This is a genomic window from Nakamurella aerolata (genome assembly GCF_013002705.1).
GTDB classification, from domain to species: domain Bacteria; phylum Actinomycetota; class Actinomycetes; order Mycobacteriales; family Nakamurellaceae; genus Nakamurella; species Nakamurella aerolata.
The window spans coordinates 146,287-168,672 of sequence record NZ_JABEND010000001.1; the positions used below are offsets into that span (position 1 = coordinate 146,287).

A 22,386-nucleotide genomic window follows, 5' to 3' on the forward strand; every position below is an offset into this window, starting at 1 on the left:
GCGACGCCGGACCAGGGGCTCACTCCTGGCCCGTCAGACCTGAATGACCCGCACCCCGGCGTCGGCGAACTCGGCGACCCGCTCGGCGGGAGCGTCGGTGTCCGTCACCAGAATGTCGATGTCGTCCACCGGGCAGATGCGGGCGAACGAGCGTCGTCCCAGCTTGCTGGAGTCGGCCACCACCAGCACCGTCGACGCCTGCGCCACCATCGCGGTGGTGACGGCGGCCTCACCCTCGTGGTCGGCGGTGGCGCCGATGCGGGTGTCCACCCCGTCGACGCCGAGCACCACGAAGTCAAGGTGCAGCTTGGCCAGACCGGGTTCGGCCAGCGGGCCGATCAGCTCGTACGAATTGGGGCGGGCCACCCCGCCGGTCACCACCAGCTTGATGGTGCGCCGGACCGCCAAGTCGTTGGCGATGTTCAGCGCGTTGGTCACCACGGTGTAGGCCAGCCCGCCGGGAGCGCCGTCGTCGCTGGGATCTTCCGGTGGCGCCGACCCGTTGCTGGAGCCGTTGGCGGCCGTCACCAACGCCCTGGCCACCTCCGACGTTGTGGTGCCGCCGTTGATCGCCAGCACCGAACCGACCGGGATCAGATCGGCTGCGGCGGAACCGATTCGGGCCTTGGCCGCGGCGTTCCGGCCGCTCTTGTATCGCAGCGGCAGGTCGTAGGCGATGCTGGCCGGGGCCGCACCGCCCCTGGTTCTGGTCAGCAGTTGACGTCCGGACAGATGGTCAAGATCGCGCCGGATGGTCGCCGCCGACACCGAGAGTTCGGCGGCGGCGTCGGCCACATCCAACCGGCCGTCCCGGCCCAGAATGTCCAGCAACGCGGTCCAGCGTTCGTGCGGTCCCATCGGTGCTGCTGACCTCCCTGTCCGGCCTGTCCGACCTCGAACGATGCCGCGACCACCGCACCGGCGTCCGGCCGGCATCAAGCCGAGCGTAGATCAGCGCGGTCAGCGCCAGTGTCGGGGGCGGGTGGCACCATGCAGTGGTGCCTTCCGTACCCGCCTCGGCGCGCCGGCTGACCGCGGCCCAGGCTCGCCGTACCGCCCTGGCCGCGCAAGGGTTGCAGCGCGCCCGCCCCGGGCCGGCGCCGGTCAACCGTGGTCATCTCAAGCGGCTGCTCGATCGCATCGGGTTGCTGCAGATCGACTCGGTCAACGTGCTGGCGCGGGCGCACTACCTGCCGGCGTTCGCGCGGCTGGGCAGCTATCCGACGGAACTGCTCGACCAGGCTGCCTGGCCCGGTCTCGGCCGCGGCGCCGCCGGCCGGCGGTTGCTGCTGGAGAGCTGGGCGCACGTGGCGTCGTTGATTCCCATCGAGATCGAACCTTTGTTGCGCTGGCGGCAGCAGAAGCTGCAGGAGCGCTGGCGGCGCGCCGAAGCGCTGCGCAGCCAGCATCCCGGGCTGGTCGAGGCGGTCCTGGACACCATCGTCGAGAACGGCCCGATCGGCGCCGGCGCCGTCGAGAAACTGTTGGAGGCACCGGGCAAGGGGCGGCCGGGCTGGTGGGAGTGGTCGGCCACCAAGCGGGCCAGTGAGTACCTGTTCGCGACCGGCCAGATCGCGGTGGCGGGCCGGCGAGCTTTCGAGCGGCAGTACGCCGACTACGCTGCGGTGGTTCCGGCGAGCGTGCTGTCCCGGCCAACTCCGGCGGAGGCGGACGCGAAGCGTCAGCTCACCCGGTTGGCGTTGCGGCATCACGGCATCGGCACAACGGGCGACATCGCCGACTACTACCGGCTGAGCATCGCCGACACCAAACGCTCGCTGCTCGATCTGGTCGACGCCGGCGACGCGATTGCGGTGGAGGTGGCGGGTTGGCGGGAGCCGGCCTGGCTGGACGTCGGTGCGCCGCTGCCCCGGCGGGTCGACGCCAGCGCGCTATTGTGCCCGTTCGACCCGGTGATCTGGCACCGCCCACGCACCGAGCGGATGTTCGGGGTGCGCTACCGCATCGAGATCTACACACCGGCGCACAAGCGGGTGCACGGCTATTACGTGTTCATGCTGCTGGTCGGCGAGGCGCTGGCGGCTCGGCTCGACCTGAAGGCCGACCGGGCAGCCGGGCAGCTGCTGGTGCAGTCCGCGTGGCTGGAGCCGGGCGCCGACGAGGCGTCAACCCTGCGAGCCGCGGTCGAGCGGCTGCGCGAGATGGCCGGCTGGCTCGGGCTGGAGCGGGTCACCGTGCAACCTCGGGGAGATCTGCACGCGCAGCTTCGGGCCGCGCTCGGCAGTGCCGCGGTGGCCGGGCCCTCGTTGTCCGCCTCCGGACGGAGCGCGAACTCCTCGGCCGCCCGGTGATCAGCAACCACCGGTAGCCGCTGCCCGACCCGCGCGCCGGTCGGACAACGCTCGGACAGCGCTCGGACAGCGCTCGGATTGTCGGTACCCCCGAAGGCCCGATCGGTTCCCGGCGCGGTGAGCTCACCGCTGGGCGCTGCGCTGCCGCAGGGATCGGGCGTCGGCATAGCCGACGGCCGCCGCCGCTGCCTGCTGGGTCCAGCCCTGCGACTGCAGCTGCGCCGCGTGTTCCCTGCGGACCGCGGCGGCATAACCGGCCGGGGTGAGGCCGGTGGCCCTGGTGAAGTGCCGGGCCAGGGTGCGGCCGCTGACGCCCAGCCGCGCGGCGAGCCGGTCCAAGGATTCCGCCGGCCGACTCGGGTCGTCGAGAATGTCCTGGGCTCGGTGGGTCAGGTCGCTCAGATGATCCCGATGCCTCAACAGCACCGAGACCTGCGGGGCCGCGCCCGGCCGCCAAGCCGGTACCACCAGGGTGCGCGCCACCCGGGCCGCCAACGCCGGTCCGTGGTCGTGCGCAACCAGATGCAGCGCAAGGTCGATGCCGCTGGCCACACCCGCGGAGGTGTGCAGCCGGTCGCTGCAGGTGTACAGCACATCGCGCAGCACCGTTGTCTCGGGGAACCTCGCCAACTGATCGATCACATCGTGATGCGTTGTCGCCCGCTGGCCGGACAGCACCCCGGCGTCGGCGAGGGCGAGCGCGCCGGCACACACGCTGGCAACGTGTCCGCCGGACTGCCAGTGCTCCGAAATGCGTTGCAGCGCAGCCGCTGTCAGCCCGGCTCCGGTCGCACTGGTCTGCCATCCAGGCACCAGCAGCAGATCGCCCGGCCGCAAGTCCGGCCACTTCGTGCCCGCGGACAGCATGAGGCCCTGGTGGGCCGGCACGCCGCCGGCTGGCACCCCGCCGGTCGGCTCCGGCTCCGGGCCCGGGTCCGCGACGTAGCACACCGAGTAGCGGCCACCGGCCTCGGCAGCGCTGACGAAGACCTGCGCCGGACCGGCGACATCCATCAGCTGCACCTGGCTCGGCAGCACGATCACGACACAACGCGGGGCGGACTTGCTCATCAGGCCAAGGGTGTCACGGTGACGGCGCGGTGACTATCCGGCGGCGGCGACCGAGCGGTCGAAACCCGGCCGATCGGTGGTGCCCAGCACCGCCTCGATGCTGGTGATGGTGGCGAACCGCCCGGCCAGCGCGGCGGCGGTGCGCGCCACCACCTCGTCCGCTCCGATGATGCCGGTGCCGTCGTGTCGGGGAAGTGGATGAGTGGCGGTGGCGTCCAGCACCACCTCGACCCGGTAGCCCAGATCGGACGCGAGCCTGGCTGTGGTCTCCACACACTGCTCGGTGCGAATCCCGGCCAGCCGGAGCTTGGTGACCCCGGCCGCGGTGAGCTGTTGCCCGAGATTGGTGGTGGTAAAGGCGTTATGGCTGGTCTTGGTGACGCTCAGATCGCCGGCCTCCGGTTGCAGTCCCGGCTGCAGGGCGACCAGACCACCAGCCGGATCGAACGGCCCGCCGCTACCCGGCTCGCTGTGCAACACCCACACCACTCGATCACCCAATGCCCGTGCATTGACGATCAACCGGTTGGTCCGCGCCACGATGTCCGGGCGCGAGATCTGTTGCCAGGACGGTTGCCGGCGGAACGACTCCTGGATGTCGATCACGATCAGGGCGGTGTCGCCGGCGACGGCGCTGGGGCTGGGGCTGGGCGGAGTTGACATGCCCTCACGGTGCCGCTCCGCCGGTGTCACGGCCAGGTCAACACCGGACTGGCACCGGAACGATCAAGACACCGCAGCTGACGCGTCGCGCGCAGTCGAGGAGCCGGCGTCCGGCGAGCCGGTGTTCGGGTAGCCCTAGGCTGTTCCGGTGACACTTCCGGTTTCGGTGGCGGCCGGCCATCCGGCGACGGCCGCTGCCGGGGCCGGAGTGCTGTCCGACGGCGGCACCGCGGCCGACGCGGTTGCGGCGATGATCCTGGCCGGGTGCGTGGCGGAGACTATCTTCTCCGGGCTGGGCGGCGGCGGGTTCGCCGTGGTGTTCGAGGCGGCCACCGCCCGGGTGCATTGCCTCGACTTCTTTGTCGCGGTACCGGGTTTGGACGGCAGCCGGCCGGGCGCCGGCCGCGCCATTGCGGTGAGTTTCGGCGGCGTTGCGGTGCCGTACGAGGTTGGCGGGGCGACCGTGGCGGTGCCGGGCAATCCGAGCGGGGTGGCCGAGTTGAACCGGCGCTTCGGCAGGCTGCCGCTGTCCCGATTGGCGGCTCCCGCGGTGGCGCTGGCCGAGTCTGGTGCTGTCTTTCCCGCCGAACACGCGGCTTTGCTGTCCGACATTGCGCCGGCGATGCTGCTGGGTGACGGCGTAGCCGCCTACTCCCGGCCCACCGGCGCGCTGCTGGCCGCCGGCGATCTACTGCATCATCCCGGCCTGGCCGAGACGTTGGAACAGCTGGGGGAGTGCGGCCCAGCTGCCCTGCTGCAGGGGCCGTGGGGCCGGCGATTGGTCGACGCGGTTCGCGCCGACGGCGGCGCGTTGTCGACCGAAGACCTTGCCGCATACCGGGTCCGGGAACTGCCGCTGGGAAGGGTCGCGTTCGCGGGGACAACGGTGCAGGCTCGCGGCAACGACCTGGACGGCATGCTCGACACGCTGCGCCGGCTGGATCCTGCCACGTTGACGGCGGGTGATGCCGCCAGGGCGGTGGCTCTGGCCGAGGCCTTCGCGGCACCGCCCCTGCGCTCGGAAACCACCTCGGTGGCCGCCGTCGACGCCGACGGAAATGCCTGCGCGGCAACCCATTCGCTCGGCCTCGGCAGCGGGGTCTGGGTGCAGGGGGTGCACGCAAACTCGATGCTCGGCGAGGGTGAGCTGATCCGCGGAGAGTTGGCGCCTGGGCAGCGAATGGGCTCGATGATGACCCCGACCATCGTCACCCGTCCCGTCGGCGGCGGTCGGCCGGACGAGCTGGTGGCGGCGCTCGGCGCGGCCGGTGGGTCGCGCATCCGTCCCGCGCTGATTCAGGTGCTGGTGCGGAGTCTGCTGGACGGGGCAGCGCTGTCGGACGCGATCGCCGCTCCGCGGCTGACCGCCAGCCCCGGTGTGGCGCAGCTGGAACCGGGGTTCGCCCCCGCGGTACCGATGGCGTTGCGGGAGGCGGGGTTTGCGGTGCGGCAGTGGCCGGAGCGGCGGCCCTACTTCGGCGGCGTGGCCGGGATCGGCGCCGGCGGACCGGCAGCCGATCCGCGGCGCGGCGGTGTCACCATCACGCTGTAGGTGTGCGGTGCCGCCGTTCTCAGACTGCGACGGCCGCGGCGCGCCGCAGCCGGATGTCGCCGGAGGTGGTGCGGCAGGTGATCTCCAGCCGTCCGCCCGGCCCGGCCTGGCGGCCGGTCGCGTCATCGGAACGGGCCGCGGTGGCACTGTGGGAGCCGGAGCCGGAACCGGCGTCGGAGTCGGAGCCGGAGTCCGAGTTGGCGTCGGGCAACTTGGTTTCGCCCGCCGCCGCTGGAGTGCCGCCCAGCCGCGCCTTGTCCAGATCGACGGTGAAGTCTGCGGTGCGGTCGGCGAGGCGAGCGGAATCGCCGGGGCCGCTGGGGTCGTCGGCGGCGCCGCGATCGTCGGTGTCGAACGCGTCGAGATCGGTGGGGTCGTCCACGACGTCGAAATCGTTGATGGTGGAGCCGGTGACCGTCGACAGGTTGATCCGGGCGAGCGAGCCGCGGTGCACGCCGATCTCGACGTCACCGGAGACCGCGGTGGCCTGCACCGAGCCGTCGACGGCGTCCAGGATGCGCACGTCGCCGCTGACCGACCGGACGAACACGTCACCGGAGGGTTCTTCGACACGGACGTTGCCCGAGGTGCTGTGCACGCTGAGGGAACCGGCCACCCGTTCAACCACAATGCCGCCGGAGGCGGTACGGACCTCGGCGTCGGCGCCCAGCATCGACAGCCGGATGTCACCGGATGCGGTCTGCACCAGGCTGGCCCGGCGCACGGTGTCGGCGACCACCTCGCCCGAGGCACTGCGCACGTCGAGCCGGTCGGCCACCCCGGTGATGGTGAGATCGGCCGAGCGGGTCTGGGCGCGCAGCCCGGAATTGCGCGGCGCGACGATCCGCACCCCGTAGGCCGGGGTGCTGCCCCAGCGCCCGACCGGACCGCCGAACTCGGCCGCGTCCGGTTCGGTGTCGACGATCAGCACGTTGCCCTGTTCGGTGACCCGCAGGTCGATCCGCACCTCGTCGGTGACGGCGACCGGGGCGGCACCGGTGTCGGCGTCGCTGCGCCGGAACGCGGCAACCAGGTCGTCCAGCAGCCCGACGCCGCTCGGCAGCCGCAACACCTCGACGGTGCTGGTGGTGACATCGTCGGTGAGGTCGACCGTCACGAAGCCGGCGGCGTTGCGCACCTCGATGACGATCGGGTCCGGAGTGAGGAAGTTCTTCATGGTGGCTCCCTTGTCTGGGTGGGGTTGGGAGGGAGGAACAGGGTGGGGTTGGGAGGGAGGAACAGGGTGGGGTTGGGCGGCCTGGCAAGAGTGCGGGCAGGGGCGGAACTGCAGGCGCGGCAACAGGTTTGGTTGGCTATGGGGACCGGCGCCGGGTCCGATGCTCAGCCCTGGATCCAGCCGCTCACCGTGCCGCCGCTGTTGCCGGAGCCGCGGCGGCGCGGTGACTTGGGCTGCCGGATGCCCTTGACGGAATCGGAAATGGCCCGAGAGATGTAGGTGTTGAGCGAGACGCCCTGATCCGACGCGGCCGACTCGGCCTGGCTCTTGAGATCGTTGAACAGCCGCACGGTGGTGCGGGACAGTTCGTTGCCGGCCTCGCGCATGGCCCGCTTCAGATCGTCCGGGTCGCCGTCGGGATCGTCGGCGTCACCGCTGCCCGAGCCCCGCGGCGACGGCCCAGGGCGCGCCGGGTGGTGCGGGTAGGGGCGCCGACCGTGCGGTCCCCGGCCGCGCCGGCGCGGACCGGTGGCGTCCCAGGACGCGCTGTCGGTGCCGGCGTCGGCGTCGGTGAGCTCGTCGCGGTCGTGCTGCTCGACCGTGACCCGCAGATCCTGGCCGTCCAGGCGCACCTCGACGGTGGTGTCGTCCAGCGCTCCGGTGATCTCGCCGGCCAGGTCGGACAGCGCGCTCAGCAGCATCAGCCTGGCGCTGGATTCGATGCTGCCGGCGAGCGCCTCGGCGGTCCGCCGGGTCTGCTCGTCGCCGAGCGCGGCGGCCCGCACCAGATCGCGGCGGAGTTGGTCCACATACGGCGAAAGGTCCATGACGTCATCCTGACACCACAGTTGACGCCAGGCAAGGGGTCTAGTGATGTCGAAGTGATGTCGGCATGGCGTCGGAGTGATGTCGGAGCGATGTCGGAGCGATGTCAGCATGACCGCAAGCTGGTGGCAGGTGTGGCCATCTGTGCGGCGCTGGCCAGGTGGCCGGTGCAGGGTGTCAGCGATCCCGGACGCCATACTGCTGGGATGACCGCAGGCCAGATCCCGCCGGAGTCGGCCGCCGGCCCGGGCGCCGTGCAGCTCATCGGGCACACCGTGTTCACTCCGCCGGCCGGCATCGACTTCGACACCGACGCCGACGCCGGGCAGGCACTTGTCGAGTTCGCGGGACGGGCGATCTACCGCTCGTGGGACAAGCCGATCCCAGCCACCGCCAGCAATGCCGGGTTCCTGCGTCATCTGATCGAGGTCGGGCACCTTTCGGTGCTGGAACATGCCAGTGCCACCTTTCTGCTGCAGGGCATACCCCGTTCGGTGAGCCATGAGCTGTTGCGGCACCGGCACTTCTCGTTCTCGGAGCTGTCGCCACGGCAGCCGGTGTCCGGGGCGGCCCTGCCGGCAGCGCTGCGCGCGGATCCGGAACTTGCCGAGCTGGCGGATACGGCGGTGCGACGCTCCGAGGATTCCTATCGCGAGGTGCTGAAAGCCCTGGAGGCCAAGGCATCCGGCGCCGTTCAGCACAAGCAGGCAAGGCAGGCGGCCAGGGCGTTGCTGCCGATGAGCCAGCCCACCGACCTGGTGATGACCGGGAACCTGCGCTCCTGGCGGCATTTCGTCGGCATGCGCGCCACCGACCCGGCCGACGTGGAGCTGCGCGAGTTGGCCGTCGAGGTACTGCGGCAGCTACAGGCCTTGGCGCCGAACGTCTTTGCCGATTTCCGGATCAGCGAACTGGCCGACGGCAGCATGCTCGCCGCCTCGCCGCACGTCCGCGACGCCTGACCACCCGGCAACGCGTGCCGGCTGTGTGCGCGGGCAGTGCCTGGAAGCTGCGGTAGCTCCCAGTCTCCAGTCGCGCCAGGTACATGTGGCCGTCGGCCCGTTTCACCGCGATGTCGCCGTCCTGGGGCGGGTGCAATCGGTGCGGCACGCCGGGAGTGGCTCCGTGGCACGGCTCACATGATGTTCTAAAGTCTGCCTATGCTGCCCGGGCATCCGCGCGGGCGGAACACGGTGCTTCATCCAGATTCCAACGGAGGAATCGATGTCATCACCCATCGACCCGTCGCTGTCGAAGACGGTGGATGCGCCCGACTGGGAACAGATTCAAGCCAGCCCTGACTTCGGCAGGTTACGTCGCGCGGTCCGCAACTTCATCTTCCCGTTGACGGTGGCTTTCCTGGTCTGGTACCTGCTGTACGTGCTGCTGGCCGACTACGCCCACGGCTTCATGAGCACCAAGGTGTTCGGCAACGTCAACATCGGGCTGATCTTCGGTGTGCTGCAGTTCGTCTCCACCTTCTTGATCGCGATTGCCTACTCGCGCTATGCGAATCGCAAGATCGATCCGCTGGCCGACCAGATCCGTGACGAGGCGGAGGGGAGCGCCCGATGAGCGGGTTGAGCTTCGCCGGACTCGGCGAAACCACCTTCCTGGCCGCAACAACCGATGCGCCGGCGGACAACCACCGCACGCTGACCATCGTCCTGTTCGCGGTGTTCGTGGCGGCCACCCTCGGCATCACCATCTGGGCGAGCCGGCAGAACCGCAGTGCCGCAGACTTTTACGCCGGCGGGCGCGGGTTCTCCGGAATGCAGAACGGCCTCGCCATCGGCGGCGACTACATGTCGGCCGCATCGTTTCTCGGCATTGCCGGGCTGATCGCCCTCAACGGCTACGACGGCTTCCTGTACTCCATCGGCTTCCTGGTGGCGTGGCTGGTCGCCCTGCTGCTGGTGGCCGAGCTGATGCGCAACACCGGCAAGTTCACCATGGCGGACGTGCTGAGCTTCCGGATGAAGCAGCGTCCGGTCCGCACCGCCGCCGCCATCTCGACGGTGATCGTGTCGATCTTCTATCTGCTCGCGCAGATGGTGGGCGCCGGCGAACTCGTTGCCCTGCTGCTGAACATCCCGGCCAGCAACACCGCAGCCAAGAACTGGGTGGTGGTGCTGGTTGGCGTGCTGATGATCGTCTACGTGGTCTTCGGCGGCATGAAGGGCACCACCTGGGTGCAGATCGTCAAGGCCGTGCTGTTGATGATCGGCGCTCTGACCATGACCATCTGGGTGCTGGCCAAGTTCAACTTCAACCTCTCCAGCCTGCTCGGCGCGGCCGCCGACCAGTCCGGCAAGGGTGAGGCATTCATCGGGCCAGGACTCAAGTACGGGGTGAGCGGTACCTCCAAGCTCGACTTCATCTCGCTGGCGTTGGCTCTGGTGCTCGGCACCGCCGGCCTGCCGCACATCCTGATCCGCTTCTACACGGTGCCCGATTCCAAGACCGCACGGAAGTCGGTCAACTGGGCCATCGGCCTGATCGGCATCTTCTACCTGATGACGTTGGTGCTGGGGTTCGGCGCCGCCGCACTCGTTGGCAGCGCGAACATCTCGGCCGTCAGCGCCGGTGGCAATACCGCGGCGCCGCAACTGGCGCAGGCGCTGGGCGGCTCCTGGATGCTGGCGATCATCGCATCGGTGGCGTTCGCGACCATCCTCGCCGTTGTCGCCGGGTTGACGCTGGCCTCGTCCGCCTCGGTGGCACATGACCTGTACGCCAATGTGATTCGCCGCGGCAAGGCCACCGACGCCGACGAGGTGCGGGTGGGCCGGATCGCCGCGGTGGTGATCGGCGCGGCCGCGATCGCGCTGGCCATTCCGGCGCAGAAGCTGAACGTCGCCTTCCTGGTGGCGCTGGCATTCGCGTTCGCGGCATCGGCCAACCTGCCGGCGATCCTGCTGTCGTTGTTCTGGAAGCGGTTCAACACCCGCGGCGCCACCTGGGGCATCTACGGCGGGTTGGCGTCAACGCTGATCCTGCTGATCTTCTCGCCGAACGTGTCCGGCGGGAAGGTCACGGACGGCAAGGCGGCCAGCCTGATCACCAACCCCGACATCGACTTTGCCTGGTTCCCGCTGTCCAACCCCGGCATCGTGTCGATCCCGCTCGGATTCCTGTTCGCCATCATCGGCACGCTGACCTCGAGGGAGAACGACAAGCAGAAGTGGGCCGAGATGGAGGTGCGTTCGCTGACCGGCATTCACGCCGAGAAGCCCACCGCGCACTGACTTCCCACCCTTCGCCCGCGGAGCGGGCAGAGCTGAGCGCTGCGTCCTGCCGGGGCTAGGGTCGGGCCATGAGGTTGTCACAGAGCGAACGGCAGGCGCTGGCCGACGAGTTCATCAAGGCCGGGCCCGACGCCCCCACGCTGTGTGCCGGCTGGAACACCGCAGACCTGTTGAACCACCTGACCATTCGGGAGTCACGACCGGACGCGGCGCTCGGCCGGGTGGTGGGCCCGCTGCGTTCGCATGCGGCAAAAGTGGTCGGGGAGCTGAACTCTGCGCCGTGGCTGGAACGGGTGGAACGCTTTCGCGCCGGTCCGCCGCGCTGGAACCCGATGGGGTGGGGCCCCATCGACCGGCTCACCAACTCGGCGGAGATGTTCGTCCACCACGAGGACGTCCGTCGCGGCGCACCGGGGTGGCAGCCGCGGGCGCTGAGCCCGGAGCAACGGCAGCAGGTCGAGGCCGTCCTCGACTCGCGGATGATGTCGCTGGTGCTGCGCAAGCTGGACTGCGGGGTGCGCGCCCAGCTGCCCGACCGGAGCATCGAGTTGCGGGCGGGCGAGCCCATGGCAACCGTCGTCGGCGAACCCGCCGAGGTCCTGCTGTGGGCGCTGGGCCGCGACGCCAGCCAGGTCGAGGTGACCGGCAGCGCCGCCGCGGTGGCCGCGGTGCGAGCCGGCCGGCGCGGAATCTGACCGGCTCGGCTTCGGACGCCACGCAATCCGACCCCCGGCGCACAATCCAGTGGAATCCGGTGGAACCGGGCGGAAACCAGGGGAATCCGGCGGAATCCGACAAGCTCGACGGCGCTGAATCCGCGGGGGCCGGTACTGGCAGAAACCTGTCGGAGTTTGGCCGCGCCCGACGCCGCCGGCCCGGCGCACCCCGGTAACTTGAGCGTCATGACAGCCAGCGACAACTCCGTGGTGGCCGGACCGGCCGGACGCCAAGGCACCCCCTTCGGCACCACCATCACCGCCATGGTCACCCCGTTCCGCGCCGACGGCGCGGTAGACCTGGACAAGGTCGCCGCGCTGGCGAACCAGCTGGTGGACGAGGGCAACAACGGGCTGGTCGTCAACGGCACCACCGGCGAATCGCCGACCACCACCGACGCCGAGAAACTCGACATCATCCGGGCCACCGTGCAGGCGGTGGGGGACCGGGCCACCGTCGTCAGCGGCGTCGGCAGTTACGACACGGCACACTCCGTGCACATGGCGCAACAGGCCGAAAAAGCCGGTGCGCACGGCGGTTTGGTGGTGACGCCGTACTACTCGCGGCCGCAACAGGCCGGCCTGCTCGCGCACTTCATGGCGGTCGCCGACGCCAGCGAGCTGCCGATCATGCTCTACGACATCCCACCCCGCTCCGTCGTCCCGATCGAGGTGGACACCCTCAAGCGGCTCGCCGAGCACCCGCGGATCGTCGCGGTCAAGGACGCCAAGGGCGACCTGCACGCCGGCTCGCAGGTGATCGCCGAAACCGACCTCGCCTACTACTCGGGCGACGACCCGATCGTGGTGCCGTGGATGAGCGTCGGCGCGGTCGGCGTTGTGTCGATCATCGCCCATGTGGTCGGCCCGCATGTCAGCGCGATGGTGGACGCCGCGAACGCCGGCGACTTCGCCACCGCCACCCGAATTCACCACGCGCTGCGTCCGGTACACCGCGCCATGGGACGCACCGGCGGCGGCGCCGGCCTGGTCTTCGCGAAGACCGCGCTGGCCCAACGGGGCATGGACGTCGGCATCCCGCGGCTGCCGCAGATCCCGGCCACCGCGGAACAGGCCGAGCAGATCGCCGCCGATCTGGCCGAGTTGGTCCCACTGGAGGAGCTCAGGGCAGAATCAACCGGGTGAGCGCCCAACGATCCGCAGGCAAGACCAAAGAACGGCAGCAGCAGTCCACCGGGGCGGCCGCCCCGGCCGGCGACCGGGACAAGGAACTACCGGCGGAGCAGGTCGCGGGCCAGCTGACGGTGCCGCCACCACCGCTGCGCCCCGGCACGCTGCGCATGGTCGCGCTCGGCGGCATCGGCGAGATCGGCCGCAACATGACCGTCTACGAGCTCGACGGCAAGCTGCTGATCGTCGACTGTGGCGTGCTTTTCCCCGAGGACGCTCAGCCCGGTGTCGATCTGATCCTGCCCGACCTGCGGCTGGTTGAGGATCGGGTGGACGACATCGAAGCCATCGTCGTCACCCACGGGCACGAGGACCACATCGGTGCGCTGCCGTGGCTGCTCCGGTCGCGCCGCGACATCCCGGTGATCGGGGCGCAGTTCTCGCTGGCGCTGATCGCCGCCAAGGCCAAGGAACACCGGATCACCCCCAATCTGCGGGTGGTGAAAGAGCGCGACCGCACCAGGGTCGGCAAGTTCGAGCTGGAGTTCTTCGCGGTCAATCATTCGATTCCCGATGCGCTGGCGGTCGGCATCCGCACCGAGGCCGGCACCGTGCTGCACACCGGCGACATCAAGCTCGATCAGCTTCCGCTGGACGGCCGGCTCACCGACCTCGGCGGGTTCGCGCGCTTCGGTGACGAGGGCGTCGACCTGTTCTGCGTCGACTCCACCAACGCCGAGGTACCCGGATTTGTCGCGTCCGAGCGGGAGATCGGCCCGGTGCTGGACTCCTACATCCGGTCGGCGCCGCAGCGGGTGATCGTCGCATCGTTCGCCTCGCACGTGCACCGGGTGCAGCAGATGCTGGACGCCGCCCAGCGGTACGGGCGCAAGGTGGCATTCGTCGGCCGGTCCATGGTGCGCAACATGCAGATCGCGCAGGAGTTGGGTCTGCTGCAGGTGCCGGACGGGCTGATCCGCAGCCTGGACAAGGTGCTCGAGCTGCCGCCTGAGCAGGTGCTGCTGATCTCCACCGGCTCGCAGGGCGAGCCGTTGTCGGCGCTGTCGCGCATGTCGCGTGGCGAGCACCGCAGCGTCAACCTGCAGGAGGGCGACACCGTCATCCTGGCGTCGTCGATGATTCCGGGCAACGAGACCAGCGTGTTCACCGTGATCAACGAGCTGGCCAGGGTCGGGGTGAACGTGGTGCACCAGGGGGTGGCGAAGGTGCACGTCTCCGGGCACGCGTCCGCCGGCGAGCTGCTGTACCTGTACAACGCGGTGCGGCCGCGCAACGTCGTGCCGGTGCACGGCGAGTGGCGGCACCTGCGGGCGAACGCGAAACTCGCTGCCGCTACCGGGGTTTCGGAGTCTCAGGTGTTGCTGGCGCCGAACGGCACCGTCGTCGACCTGACCAACCACCGGGCCAAGATCGTCGGGCATGTCGATGTCGGCATGGTGTACGTCGACGGCAACGCCGTCGGCGACATCGGCGAGAACACGCTGTCCGACCGGCTCATCCTCGGCGAGGGCGGCTTCATCTCGATCACCGTGGCGATCGACCGGCAGACCGGCAGGGCGATGGGCACCCCGACGTTGTCCGGCCGCGGATTCTCCGACGATCCCAAGGCCCTCGACGACGTGCTGCCGCTGGTGGAGGCCGAGCTGGCGCGGACCGAGGCCGACGGCATCACCGACCCGCACCGGGTGGCGCAGGCGGTGCGCCGGGTGGTCGGCCGCTGGGTGAGCGACAAGTACCGGCGCCGCCCGATGATCGTGCCGACCGTCATCGACGTCTGAGCCCGGCAACGCATCCGGTGCTGGTTCCGGCGGCGGCTGCGTTGGGGGCACCGGTCCCGGGTACCTTCTGCTGCGTGAGCGACGACCGGTACCTGTATCACTACACCGTCGAGTCCGACTGGGAGGCGGCCACGGCAGCGGGCGAGTACCGCGTCTCCGGGCGCGGCCTGACCTTGGACGGAGAGGGCTTCATCCACTTCTGCTACGCCGGGCAACGCCCCGGTGTGTGGCAGCGGTTCTGGGCCGACATCGATCTGGCGGCCGAGCCGGTGGTGCTGCTCACCGTCGACCCGGACGATCTGGATCCGCAGCTGCTGAAGGACGAGAACACCTCGGGCGGCACCGAACTGTTTCCGCACCTTTACGGCCCGCTGCCGGTCGAGGCGGTGACGGCGGTGCACGCCGTCGACGCCGCCGGAAATCCCGTCTGAGCAGGCGGTCGCCGGCGCTGACGCCCGGCTAAGCACGCCGGCGACGCCCGGCTGAGCGAGCGGGCGGCGCGCCAGGCCTGACGCGGAGCGCTCGGACGTCCGGCCGCAGCCACGGCCACCGGGCCGAGACCGGTGCGCCACCTTCGGTGTGCCCGATGGTGCTGATGGGACTCAAGCGACTAGCGTGACGGGTATGGCTGGCAAGGCTTCTACTGGCACGCGTCCGCGATCCGGCGGCGGCGGTTCCGCCGCGCGCTCCACGGGCTCGCGGTCAGGGGGCGCCACCAGCGCAAAGACCACCCGTCAGCCGGCTGCGAACGGCCGCAACGCCAAGAAACCGGCCACCCGTGCCAACGCCCGCACCACCGCGCTGCCGGTGGCCCGGCAGCGTCAGGGCGGCGGCCTCTCCAGGAGCATGGCGGCGCTGGGACGGGGGATCGGCCGACTGTGGAAGCTGATCGCCCGCGGCGTCGGCAGCCTGATCCGGGCGATGGGTCGCGGTGCCGGTTCGGCTCGGTCCATCGATGCCGCCCACCACCGCGACGGTCTGGCGCTGGCGCTGATCGCGCTGGCGCTGGTGTGTGCCACCGGCATCTGGTTCTCCTCGGCCGGTCCGGTGGGCAACGTCATCAACGACGCCGCCCGGGTGTTGATCGGTGTGCTCGCCGTGGTGCTGCCGGTGCTGTTGCTGATCGCGGCGATCGTCATCATGCGGGGCCGGGACGAGAATCGCCGCACCCCGCAGCGCGTCATCGGCAGCCTGGCGATGGGCCTCGGCGTCGGCGGTGTGCTGCAGGTCGCGCACGAGCTGAAAAACGGGACCGGCGTCCCGTTCGGCACCAGCAAACAAGCCGGCGGGGTACTGGGTTGGCTGCTCGGACACCCGCTGATGGCCGGCATCCAGGCGGTGCCGGCGATTCTGGTGCTGGTGTTGCTGGCGGTGTACGGCCTGCTACTGCTGACCGGGGTGCCGCTGGTCGAGATCCCAAGCCGCGCAAGGCAATGGCTGGGACTGCAGCACGACCAGACACCGGACGGCGATCCCCTCGACGACGACGCCACCCAGGCGCTGGCCGGCGACGGGTCACCCAAGCGCCGCCGCCGGTCCCGTTCGAACGCTGCCGACGACGACGAACACGAGGGTTACCTCGACGGCGGCGAGGTCGATCTCGACGCCGAGGCCGACCTGTCCGGCACCAGGTTGCGACGCTCGTCCCGGCGCCGCGTCGGAGCCGACGGCACCGGCGACCAACCGTCGGACGAGGCGCAGCCGGCGCTGGGCATCGATGAGCAACCGACCGAGTCGCTGCCGCGGAAACGCTGGTCCCGCACCAAGTCTGCGCCGGACAACGCCGGTGAGCTGTCCGCGCCGACGGCGCCCACCGAACACATCGTGCGTCCGGCCGCTGCCGATCCTGCAGCCGCTGCCGCCCCGGCCGCTGCCGGCGCCCCGGCGGGCAGGGGAGCCAGCAAGCCGGCGGTGCCGGACGGCGCGCCCCCGGTCGACAAGCCAACCCAGCTCACCCTCGACCCGTCCGTCGCCGGCACCTATGCGCTGCCGCCCGGCACCCTGCTCAAACTGGGTGCGCCGCCGAAACAGCGCAGCTCCGCCAACGACGAGATGATCGAGCGCATCGACGGCGTGCTGGAACAGTTCAACGTGGACGCGGCCGTCACCGGGTTCACCCGCGGACCGACCGTCACCCGGTACGAGGTGGAACTGGGACCCGGCGTCAAGGTCGAGAAGATCACCGCGCTCACCCGCAACATCGCCTACGCGGTCGCCACCGACAACGTCCGGCTGCTGGCACCCATCCCCGGCAAGTCCGCTGTCGGCATCGAGGTGCCGAACTCCGACCGCGAGATGGTGCGGCTGGGCGACGTGCTGGCCGCCCCTGACGCCCGAAAAGACAACCACCCCTTGGTGATCGGCCTCGGCAAGGACGTCGAGGGCGGCTTCGTCACCGCCAACCTCGCCAAGACCCCGCACCTGCTGGTGGCCGGTGCGACCGGGTCCGGCAAGTCCAGCTTCGTCAACTCGATGCTGGTGTCGTTGTTGCAGCGGGCCACGCCGGACGAGGTCCGGATGGTGCTGATCGATCCGAAGATGGTGGAACTGACGCCGTACGAAGGCATTCCGCATCTGCTCACGCCGATCATCACCCAGCCCAAGAAGGCCGCGGCGGCGCTGGCCTGGCTGGTGGAGGAGATGGAGAAGCGGTACGCCGACATGCTGGCGCACGGCGTACGGCACATCGACGACTTCAACAAAAAGGTGCGCTCCGGGGCGATCTCGGCCCCGGAGAACTCCGAGCGGGTGTACCGGCCGTACCCGTACATCCTCGGCATCATCGACGAGTTGGCCGACCTGATGATGACCGCACCCCGCGACGTCGAGGACGCCATCGTCAGAATCACCCAGAAGGCGCGCGCCGCCGGCATTCACCTGGTGCTGGCCACCCAGCGCCCCAGCGTCGACGTCGTCACCGGCCTGATCAAGACAAACGTGCCGTCGCGCTTGGCTTTTGCCACCAGCTCGCTGACCGACAGCCGGGTGATCCTTGACCAGCCCGGAGCCGAAAAGCTGATCGGGATGGGTGACGGGCTGTACCTGCCGATGGGCGCCGGTAAGCCGATCCGCATCCAGGGCGCTTACGTCTCGGACGAAGAAGTCGCCGATATCGTCTCGTTCACCAAGACGCAGGCCGAGCCGGAGTACGCGGAGAACGTCACCGTCCCGAAGGCCGACCCGGCCAAGGACGTCGATCCCGACATCGGCGACGACCTCGACCTGCTGGTGCTCGCGGTGCAGCAGGTAGTGGAATCGCAGCTGGGTTCAACGTCGATGCTGCAGCGCAAGCTCCGGGTGGGCTTCGCCAAGGCGGGCCGGCTGATGGACCTGATGGAGACCCGCGGCATCGTCGGGCCGTCGCAAGGCTCCAAGGCACGCGATGTGCTGGTGAAGCCGGACGAGCTGGACGACGTGCTGGCCAGCCTCACCGGCGCCGACAACGGCACCGAGGTTCCCGACGAGATCTGAGTTTCCGGCGATCGCGGTTTCCAACGAACTCTGAGATCTCGGGCTTTGGAGATGCCGTTGGGATGACGAGCTTTGGAGATGCCGAGCTCTGAGATTTCGAGCTCTGAGGTTTCGACGCGAGCTGACCGCTGGGCTGGCCGGCCCCGCCCGCCGACGAGCACAACCGTTTCGGTACGTCACAACCGTTTCAGTCTGCTGGAACGGTTGTGACGTGCGGAAAGGTGTGTGATGGCGAGAGGTTGCCGCGCGGGACATTGCCTCGCGAGACAGCGGCCCGCGGGACACCGGTTCACGAGACATCGGTTCGGGGGACGTCGGTTGGCGATCGGCTAGCCGGTCCCGTAGATGGCTGCCGGCGTCGCTCGGTGTGAGACGTCGCCCGGTGTGACGCCGCGCTGCGGCCCGCCTGCGAGCACAACCGTTTCGGTACGTCACAACCGTTTCAGTCTGCTGGAACGGTTGTGACGTGCGGAAAGGTGTGTGATGGCGAGGTTGCCTGGAGGGACAGTGTCCGAACAAGCGAACGTGTCCGAACAGGCGAACGTGTCCAAACGGCGAACGTGTCCGAACAGACGAACGCCGCGCCTGACCCGAAGGTCGAGCGCGGCGTTCGCGATGGTGCAGTTGTGCGTGTTGCCGGACGCTCAGCTCACCCGCGCGGGGCGGGCGGCGCTGTGCGCTCAAGCAGCCAGTGACTCAGCCGAAGGCCGGACCGGCGGCGACAGCGGCCTTCTCGGCGCTGGCCGCGCGCTTGGCATTTCCGGCCTTGGCCTCAGCGGCGCGCTGCGGGAGGGCCATCCGGGCCTGCGCCTTGGCTGCCGCCGGCTGCAGGTCGGCGAACTGGCCGCTGACCTCACCGCGGACGCGGTTGCCGGCGCCGGTGGGAGCCGGGTCGTTGCCGTCACCGGAGAGGTTGCCGCGGATGATGTTGTCGTTCACCTCGACCGAACCCTTGGTGTTGCTGATCGTCACGTCCTTGTCGAAGTAGTTCGAGCTGGTACACGGCGAGACCGAGCCGGTGCCCAGCTGCACGGCGGAACCGTTGCCGTCGTACGCCGCGGCGCCGTAGACCTCGGAGTCGCAGACCACGGAGCCGTTGGCGGTGCTGGCTACGGTCAGGGCACCGTTGATCACGCTGTTGCGGACGTCAACCAGGTCGCCGCCGGTGTTGCTGACGACGCCGGCAACGGTGGAGTCGCTCAGGTCGACGATGCCGGTGGTGACGACGATGTTCTTCACCTTGGTGCCGTCCGAGGCGAGCAGGTAGCCCTCTTCGGTGCCACCGGTGACGACCTTGCCCCGGTAGCCGCCCTGCAGATCGGAGGCGATGCTGTCGACGCCGAAGCCCGAGTTGGAGGAGACCACGCCGGTGAAGGTGACGGTATCGGCGGACAGGTAGCCGTTGGATGCCACCGTGGTGTTGCCGTTGACGGTGCTGTTCGACAGCAGCAGGTTGGCATCGGCGGCGATGCGGACGTTTCCGTTGACGGTGGCGTCAGAGAGGGTGCAGGACTTGCCCTTGGCAACGGCAAGGTCGCCAGGGACGGTGACGCTCGACGCCTCTCCGTCGCAGTACGTCACCAGGGCGGCCTGCGCGGGCAGAACCGAGAAGGTGATGCCTGCGCCGATGGCGACGACGCCCGCGGTGGCGGCGGACAGGATGGCTTTGCGCACGACTGCTCCTTGAGGTCAGCTTGCGGTGGGCGGTACCCCGTGCACCCACCCCGACGAAATGTCATTTCAGTTCGCTCTACAGGGCCGTATGAAGATTCTCATACCTAGGCGCCGAGCGCATCCTCTAGTTGGGTGAGTTTGCAGAGTTGTGTTGATTTCGGCGCATCGTCGGACTAATTCGCTCAGCCCGAATCACCACCCGATCGGGCACTTCCACTGCGGTGATCGATGTGCATATCTCTTGCTGGCGACCGTGTGTCGCCTGATCGGACGCTCCGGCGCGGCCCGGTGCGTTGCTCGCCAGTGGCGTCGGCATCGACGGGTTGTCGCAACGCCGACGAGCCCGTCGCGCACTATTCGAGGTGTGTTCACCCATCGTTGGCTGGGTTCGTTGGCTAACTTTCCGATATGTCCACCCAGCGCCGTCGCTCACGCGAGTGCTGACGGGACGAGTGCTGGCGGGACGAGTGCGGGCAGGAGAGTGCGGGCAGGACGAGTGTCGGTATGAGGAGTAGGGGCACGACGACGGCGGTGATGGCATGAGGGACGAACCGGATCTTCCTGATGCGCTTGATCCCCAGACGCTGAGCTGGTTGGCCGCTGCGTTCGGATGGCCGGCCGCCGCAACCGGCACGCTGGTGCAGCGCGGCGCCATGGGCGCCACCTACCGGATCGAGACGCCGACCGGCCCGGTCGCGGCGAAGCGCCTGTTCGACTGGCATCCGCTCACCGAAGAACTGGTCGACTGGATGGCCCGGTTTGCCGACCGCTGCCGCGACGCCGGTGTCCCGTCACCGCGCGCCCTGCCCGGCCGGGACGGCCGGTTGCTACAGGCAGCCGACAACGGAGCCAGGTGGCGCTGTCTTGACTGGATCGACGGAGCCGTACCGGACCGGCTGGATCCCCAGGCCGCATGCTGGCTGGCGGAGCAGGCGGCGGTGATCCACCGGATGGCCGAACCGGTGGGGCCGGGGGCCGAGCTGCACCCGTGGTACCGCCGATCGGACCTCGACTGGCCGCGGATGGCCGAGCGAGCCGCTGCCGCCCGGCACGGCGGCGCGCGGCCGGCGATCTCCGCCGACGTATCCGCGCAGTTGACGCTGCGGGCCGAAGAGCTTGCGGCGCTTGGCCGATGGGCCGGGAGCGTCGGAACTGGCGACCTGATCGTCACCCACAACGACCTGAAGGTGCAGAACACCCTGGTCGCCGGAAACCACCGCTGGCTGCTCGACTGGGAACAGGCCGGGCCCGGCGTCAGCTGGCGAGAAGTGGGACTGATCGGAATCCACTTCGTCCGCGACCATCGTGCGCTGCAGGCGATCTGCGGCGCCTACCGTGAAGCCGGTGGTCCCGGCTGGCCGCACGGCAGGAGCCTGTTCGCCACCGGAGTGTGCGTGTGGCTGAACTTCTTGTGGCTGCAGCTGGAGGTGTTGCTCGATCCCGCGGCTGGCCACTCCGATCGTTCGTTCGCGGCGCCCATCGTGTCCGGCTTGCTTGCCGACATTCCCGGGTTCGCCGAACTCGACGCCGCCGCTGTGGCCGTCCGCCCGCGCTGACCGGTCCGGCCACCGTTCGCCGATGTCGCCAGTTCGGCGGAAGTGCGTGCGGTGAGCGTCCGGATAGGCAACAGTTGATCGATGAGCACAGGCCGGTCCGGTGGCTGGATCGACACCGATCAGGGCACCGTCACGCAGCGTTGGCAGTGGCTGCCCCGTCCGGTACTGGCGGCGTGGCGGTCGCGGCCGCTCGGGTTCGTCCGGCGGGTGCTGCTGCGGATCGCGGCGGAGGCACTGTCGCGCATCTACGAGCTGTACAAGCTGCACCCGGCGGTGTGGCGGTGGACCGCACGGCACTATCACCCGGCGATGGGCCGGTTCGCCCGGCTGCACGCCTGGATGACCTGCCAGTACGCCGCCCTGGAAGTGCCGGCGTACGCAGAACATCTACGCCGCAACGGGTTCCAGTTCCGATGGTGGGACATCGGCAGCTACCCGGTGACCGACAAGCAGAACTATGTGACGACCTACAGCGAGGAGTCGCGCTGCTGGGGCGGGCACCTCGACCGGGTCGGGACGGTGGTCGACGAGTCGTCTGGATCGTCCGGCACGCCGTTCAACTGGGTCAGAGGCAAACGCGAGCTGGACACCATTCACCGCAATGTCGCGGGATTCACCAGCCAGATCTATCCGCGCCGCCGGCTGTTCGTGATCAACGCCTACTCGATGGGAGCGTGGGCCACCGGCACCAACACCGGGATTGCCATGGCCAAGGTGGCGATGGTGAAGAACACCGGACCCGATCTCGACAAGATTGTCGACACCGTCACGCATTTCGGTCCGAAATACACCTACCTTGTCACGGCGTATCCACCGTTCTTGAAAGACCTGCGGGACCGGTTGGACGCCGAGAGCGAAGCCGGGAAGTTCGACTGGCCGGCCTTCCGCATGTACGGCATGGTCGGCGGTGAAGGCATGACGGAGGCGTTGCGCTCGTACTGCGAGGAGCGGTTCATCTCGGTGCTGTCCGGTTACGGCGCTTCGGATCTGACCATCGGTATCGGTGGCGAATCCGCGTTGACGGTGTGGCTGCGTCGTCAGCTGGTGCGGGACTCCGAGCTGCGGGCCGCGCTGCTGGGGGCGGGGGAGTCGCGGATCCCGATGATCTTCCAGTACAACCCGCTGGAAACATTTCTGGAGACCAACGCCGACGGTGAGCTGGTCTGCACGTTGAACAACACCTCGGTGTAG

At 69.4% G+C, this 22,386-nt stretch carries 18 protein-coding genes; 12 read left to right on the forward strand and 6 right to left on the reverse strand.

Annotation, left to right across the window (positions count from 1 at the left end):
- Positions 1-33: 33 nt before the first annotated feature.
- Positions 34-858, reverse strand: a complete 825-nt coding sequence (locus tag HKD39_RS00665; RefSeq protein WP_171197922.1) for a DeoR/GlpR family DNA-binding transcription regulator — start codon at positions 856-858, stop codon at positions 34-36.
- 140 nt (positions 859-998) lie between these two features.
- Here HKD39_RS00665 and HKD39_RS00670 point away from each other — a divergent pair, with 140 nt between their 5' ends.
- Positions 999-2,312, forward strand: coding sequence for a DNA glycosylase AlkZ-like family protein (locus HKD39_RS00670; RefSeq protein ID WP_171197923.1), 1,314 nt, complete (start codon positions 999-1,001; stop codon positions 2,310-2,312).
- Between the two features lie 123 nt (positions 2,313-2,435).
- On the opposite strand, the gene HKD39_RS00675 is transcribed toward HKD39_RS00670, so the two are convergent.
- A complete protein-coding gene (locus HKD39_RS00675) occupies positions 2,436-3,383 on the reverse strand; it encodes a GlxA family transcriptional regulator (RefSeq protein ID WP_171197924.1) in 948 nt (315 codons plus the stop codon).
- Between the two features lie 33 nt (positions 3,384-3,416).
- Entirely contained in the window at positions 3,417-4,046 is a 630-nt protein-coding gene (locus tag HKD39_RS00680) for an isochorismatase family protein (RefSeq protein WP_171197925.1), read from the reverse strand.
- Between the two features lie 148 nt (positions 4,047-4,194).
- Between HKD39_RS00680 and HKD39_RS00685 the strand changes: the two genes are divergently transcribed.
- A complete protein-coding gene (locus HKD39_RS00685; RefSeq protein WP_171197926.1) occupies positions 4,195-5,598 on the forward strand; it encodes a gamma-glutamyltransferase in 1,404 nt (467 codons plus the stop codon).
- A 19-nt stretch (positions 5,599-5,617) separates the two neighbouring features.
- On the opposite strand, the gene HKD39_RS00690 is transcribed toward HKD39_RS00685, so the two are convergent.
- Both HKD39_RS00690 and HKD39_RS00695 read right to left on the reverse strand, forming a co-directional pair.
- Positions 5,618-6,775 carry a DUF4097 family beta strand repeat-containing protein gene (locus HKD39_RS00690; RefSeq protein ID WP_171197927.1) on the reverse strand — a complete coding sequence of 386 codons (1,158 nt, stop codon included), beginning with the start codon at positions 6,773-6,775 and terminating at the stop codon, positions 5,618-5,620.
- Between the two features lie 164 nt (positions 6,776-6,939).
- Positions 6,940-7,602, reverse strand: a complete 663-nt coding sequence (locus tag HKD39_RS00695; protein ID WP_171197928.1) for a toxin-antitoxin system HicB family antitoxin — start codon at positions 7,600-7,602, stop codon at positions 6,940-6,942.
- A gap of 204 nt (positions 7,603-7,806) precedes the next feature.
- Here HKD39_RS00695 and thyX point away from each other — a divergent pair, with 204 nt between their 5' ends.
- From thyX to HKD39_RS00735, 8 genes are all read left to right on the forward strand, one after another.
- A complete protein-coding gene (thyX, locus tag HKD39_RS00700; RefSeq protein WP_171197929.1) occupies positions 7,807-8,562 on the forward strand; it encodes an FAD-dependent thymidylate synthase in 756 nt (251 codons plus the stop codon).
- Positions 8,563-8,824: 262 nt separating this feature from the next.
- Positions 8,825-9,175, forward strand: coding sequence for a DUF485 domain-containing protein (locus tag HKD39_RS00705; protein WP_171197930.1), 351 nt, complete (start codon positions 8,825-8,827; stop codon positions 9,173-9,175).
- The gene (locus HKD39_RS00710) at positions 9,172-10,848 is read left to right on the forward strand and encodes a solute symporter family protein (RefSeq protein ID WP_171197931.1); all 1,677 of its coding nucleotides are present in this window, start codon (positions 9,172-9,174) and stop codon (positions 10,846-10,848) included. Before HKD39_RS00705 ends, HKD39_RS00710 begins: the two co-directional genes overlap by 4 nt.
- A gap of 68 nt (positions 10,849-10,916) precedes the next feature.
- Positions 10,917-11,543, forward strand: a complete 627-nt coding sequence (locus tag HKD39_RS00715) for a TIGR03085 family metal-binding protein (protein ID WP_171197932.1) — start codon at positions 10,917-10,919, stop codon at positions 11,541-11,543.
- Between the two features lie 207 nt (positions 11,544-11,750).
- Positions 11,751-12,710, forward strand: a complete 960-nt coding sequence (dapA, locus tag HKD39_RS00720) for a 4-hydroxy-tetrahydrodipicolinate synthase (protein ID WP_171197933.1) — start codon at positions 11,751-11,753, stop codon at positions 12,708-12,710.
- 155 nt (positions 12,711-12,865) lie between these two features.
- Positions 12,866-14,494, forward strand: coding sequence for a ribonuclease J (locus HKD39_RS00725; RefSeq protein ID WP_171198368.1), 1,629 nt, complete (start codon positions 12,866-12,868; stop codon positions 14,492-14,494).
- Between the two features lie 74 nt (positions 14,495-14,568).
- Positions 14,569-14,925 (forward strand): DUF952 domain-containing protein, encoded by a 357-nt coding sequence (locus tag HKD39_RS00730; protein ID WP_343074510.1) that lies wholly within the window; start codon positions 14,569-14,571, stop codon positions 14,923-14,925.
- A 193-nt stretch (positions 14,926-15,118) separates the two neighbouring features.
- A complete protein-coding gene (locus HKD39_RS00735; protein ID WP_171197934.1) occupies positions 15,119-17,965 on the forward strand; it encodes a DNA translocase FtsK in 2,847 nt (948 codons plus the stop codon).
- A 696-nt stretch (positions 17,966-18,661) separates the two neighbouring features.
- Here HKD39_RS00735 and HKD39_RS00740 read toward each other — a convergent pair.
- Complete coding sequence (locus tag HKD39_RS00740) at positions 18,662-19,639, reverse strand: hypothetical protein (RefSeq protein WP_171197935.1); 978 nt, start codon at positions 19,637-19,639, stop codon at positions 18,662-18,664.
- A 539-nt stretch (positions 19,640-20,178) separates the two neighbouring features.
- Between HKD39_RS00740 and HKD39_RS00745 the strand changes: the two genes are divergently transcribed.
- Complete coding sequence (locus tag HKD39_RS00745) at positions 20,179-21,195, forward strand: phosphotransferase enzyme family protein (protein WP_171197936.1); 1,017 nt, start codon at positions 20,179-20,181, stop codon at positions 21,193-21,195.
- 81 nt (positions 21,196-21,276) lie between these two features.
- Positions 21,277-22,386: a phenylacetate--CoA ligase family protein gene (locus HKD39_RS18550; RefSeq protein ID WP_212753739.1), complete on the forward strand. Its 1,110-nt coding sequence runs from the start codon at positions 21,277-21,279 to the stop codon at positions 22,384-22,386.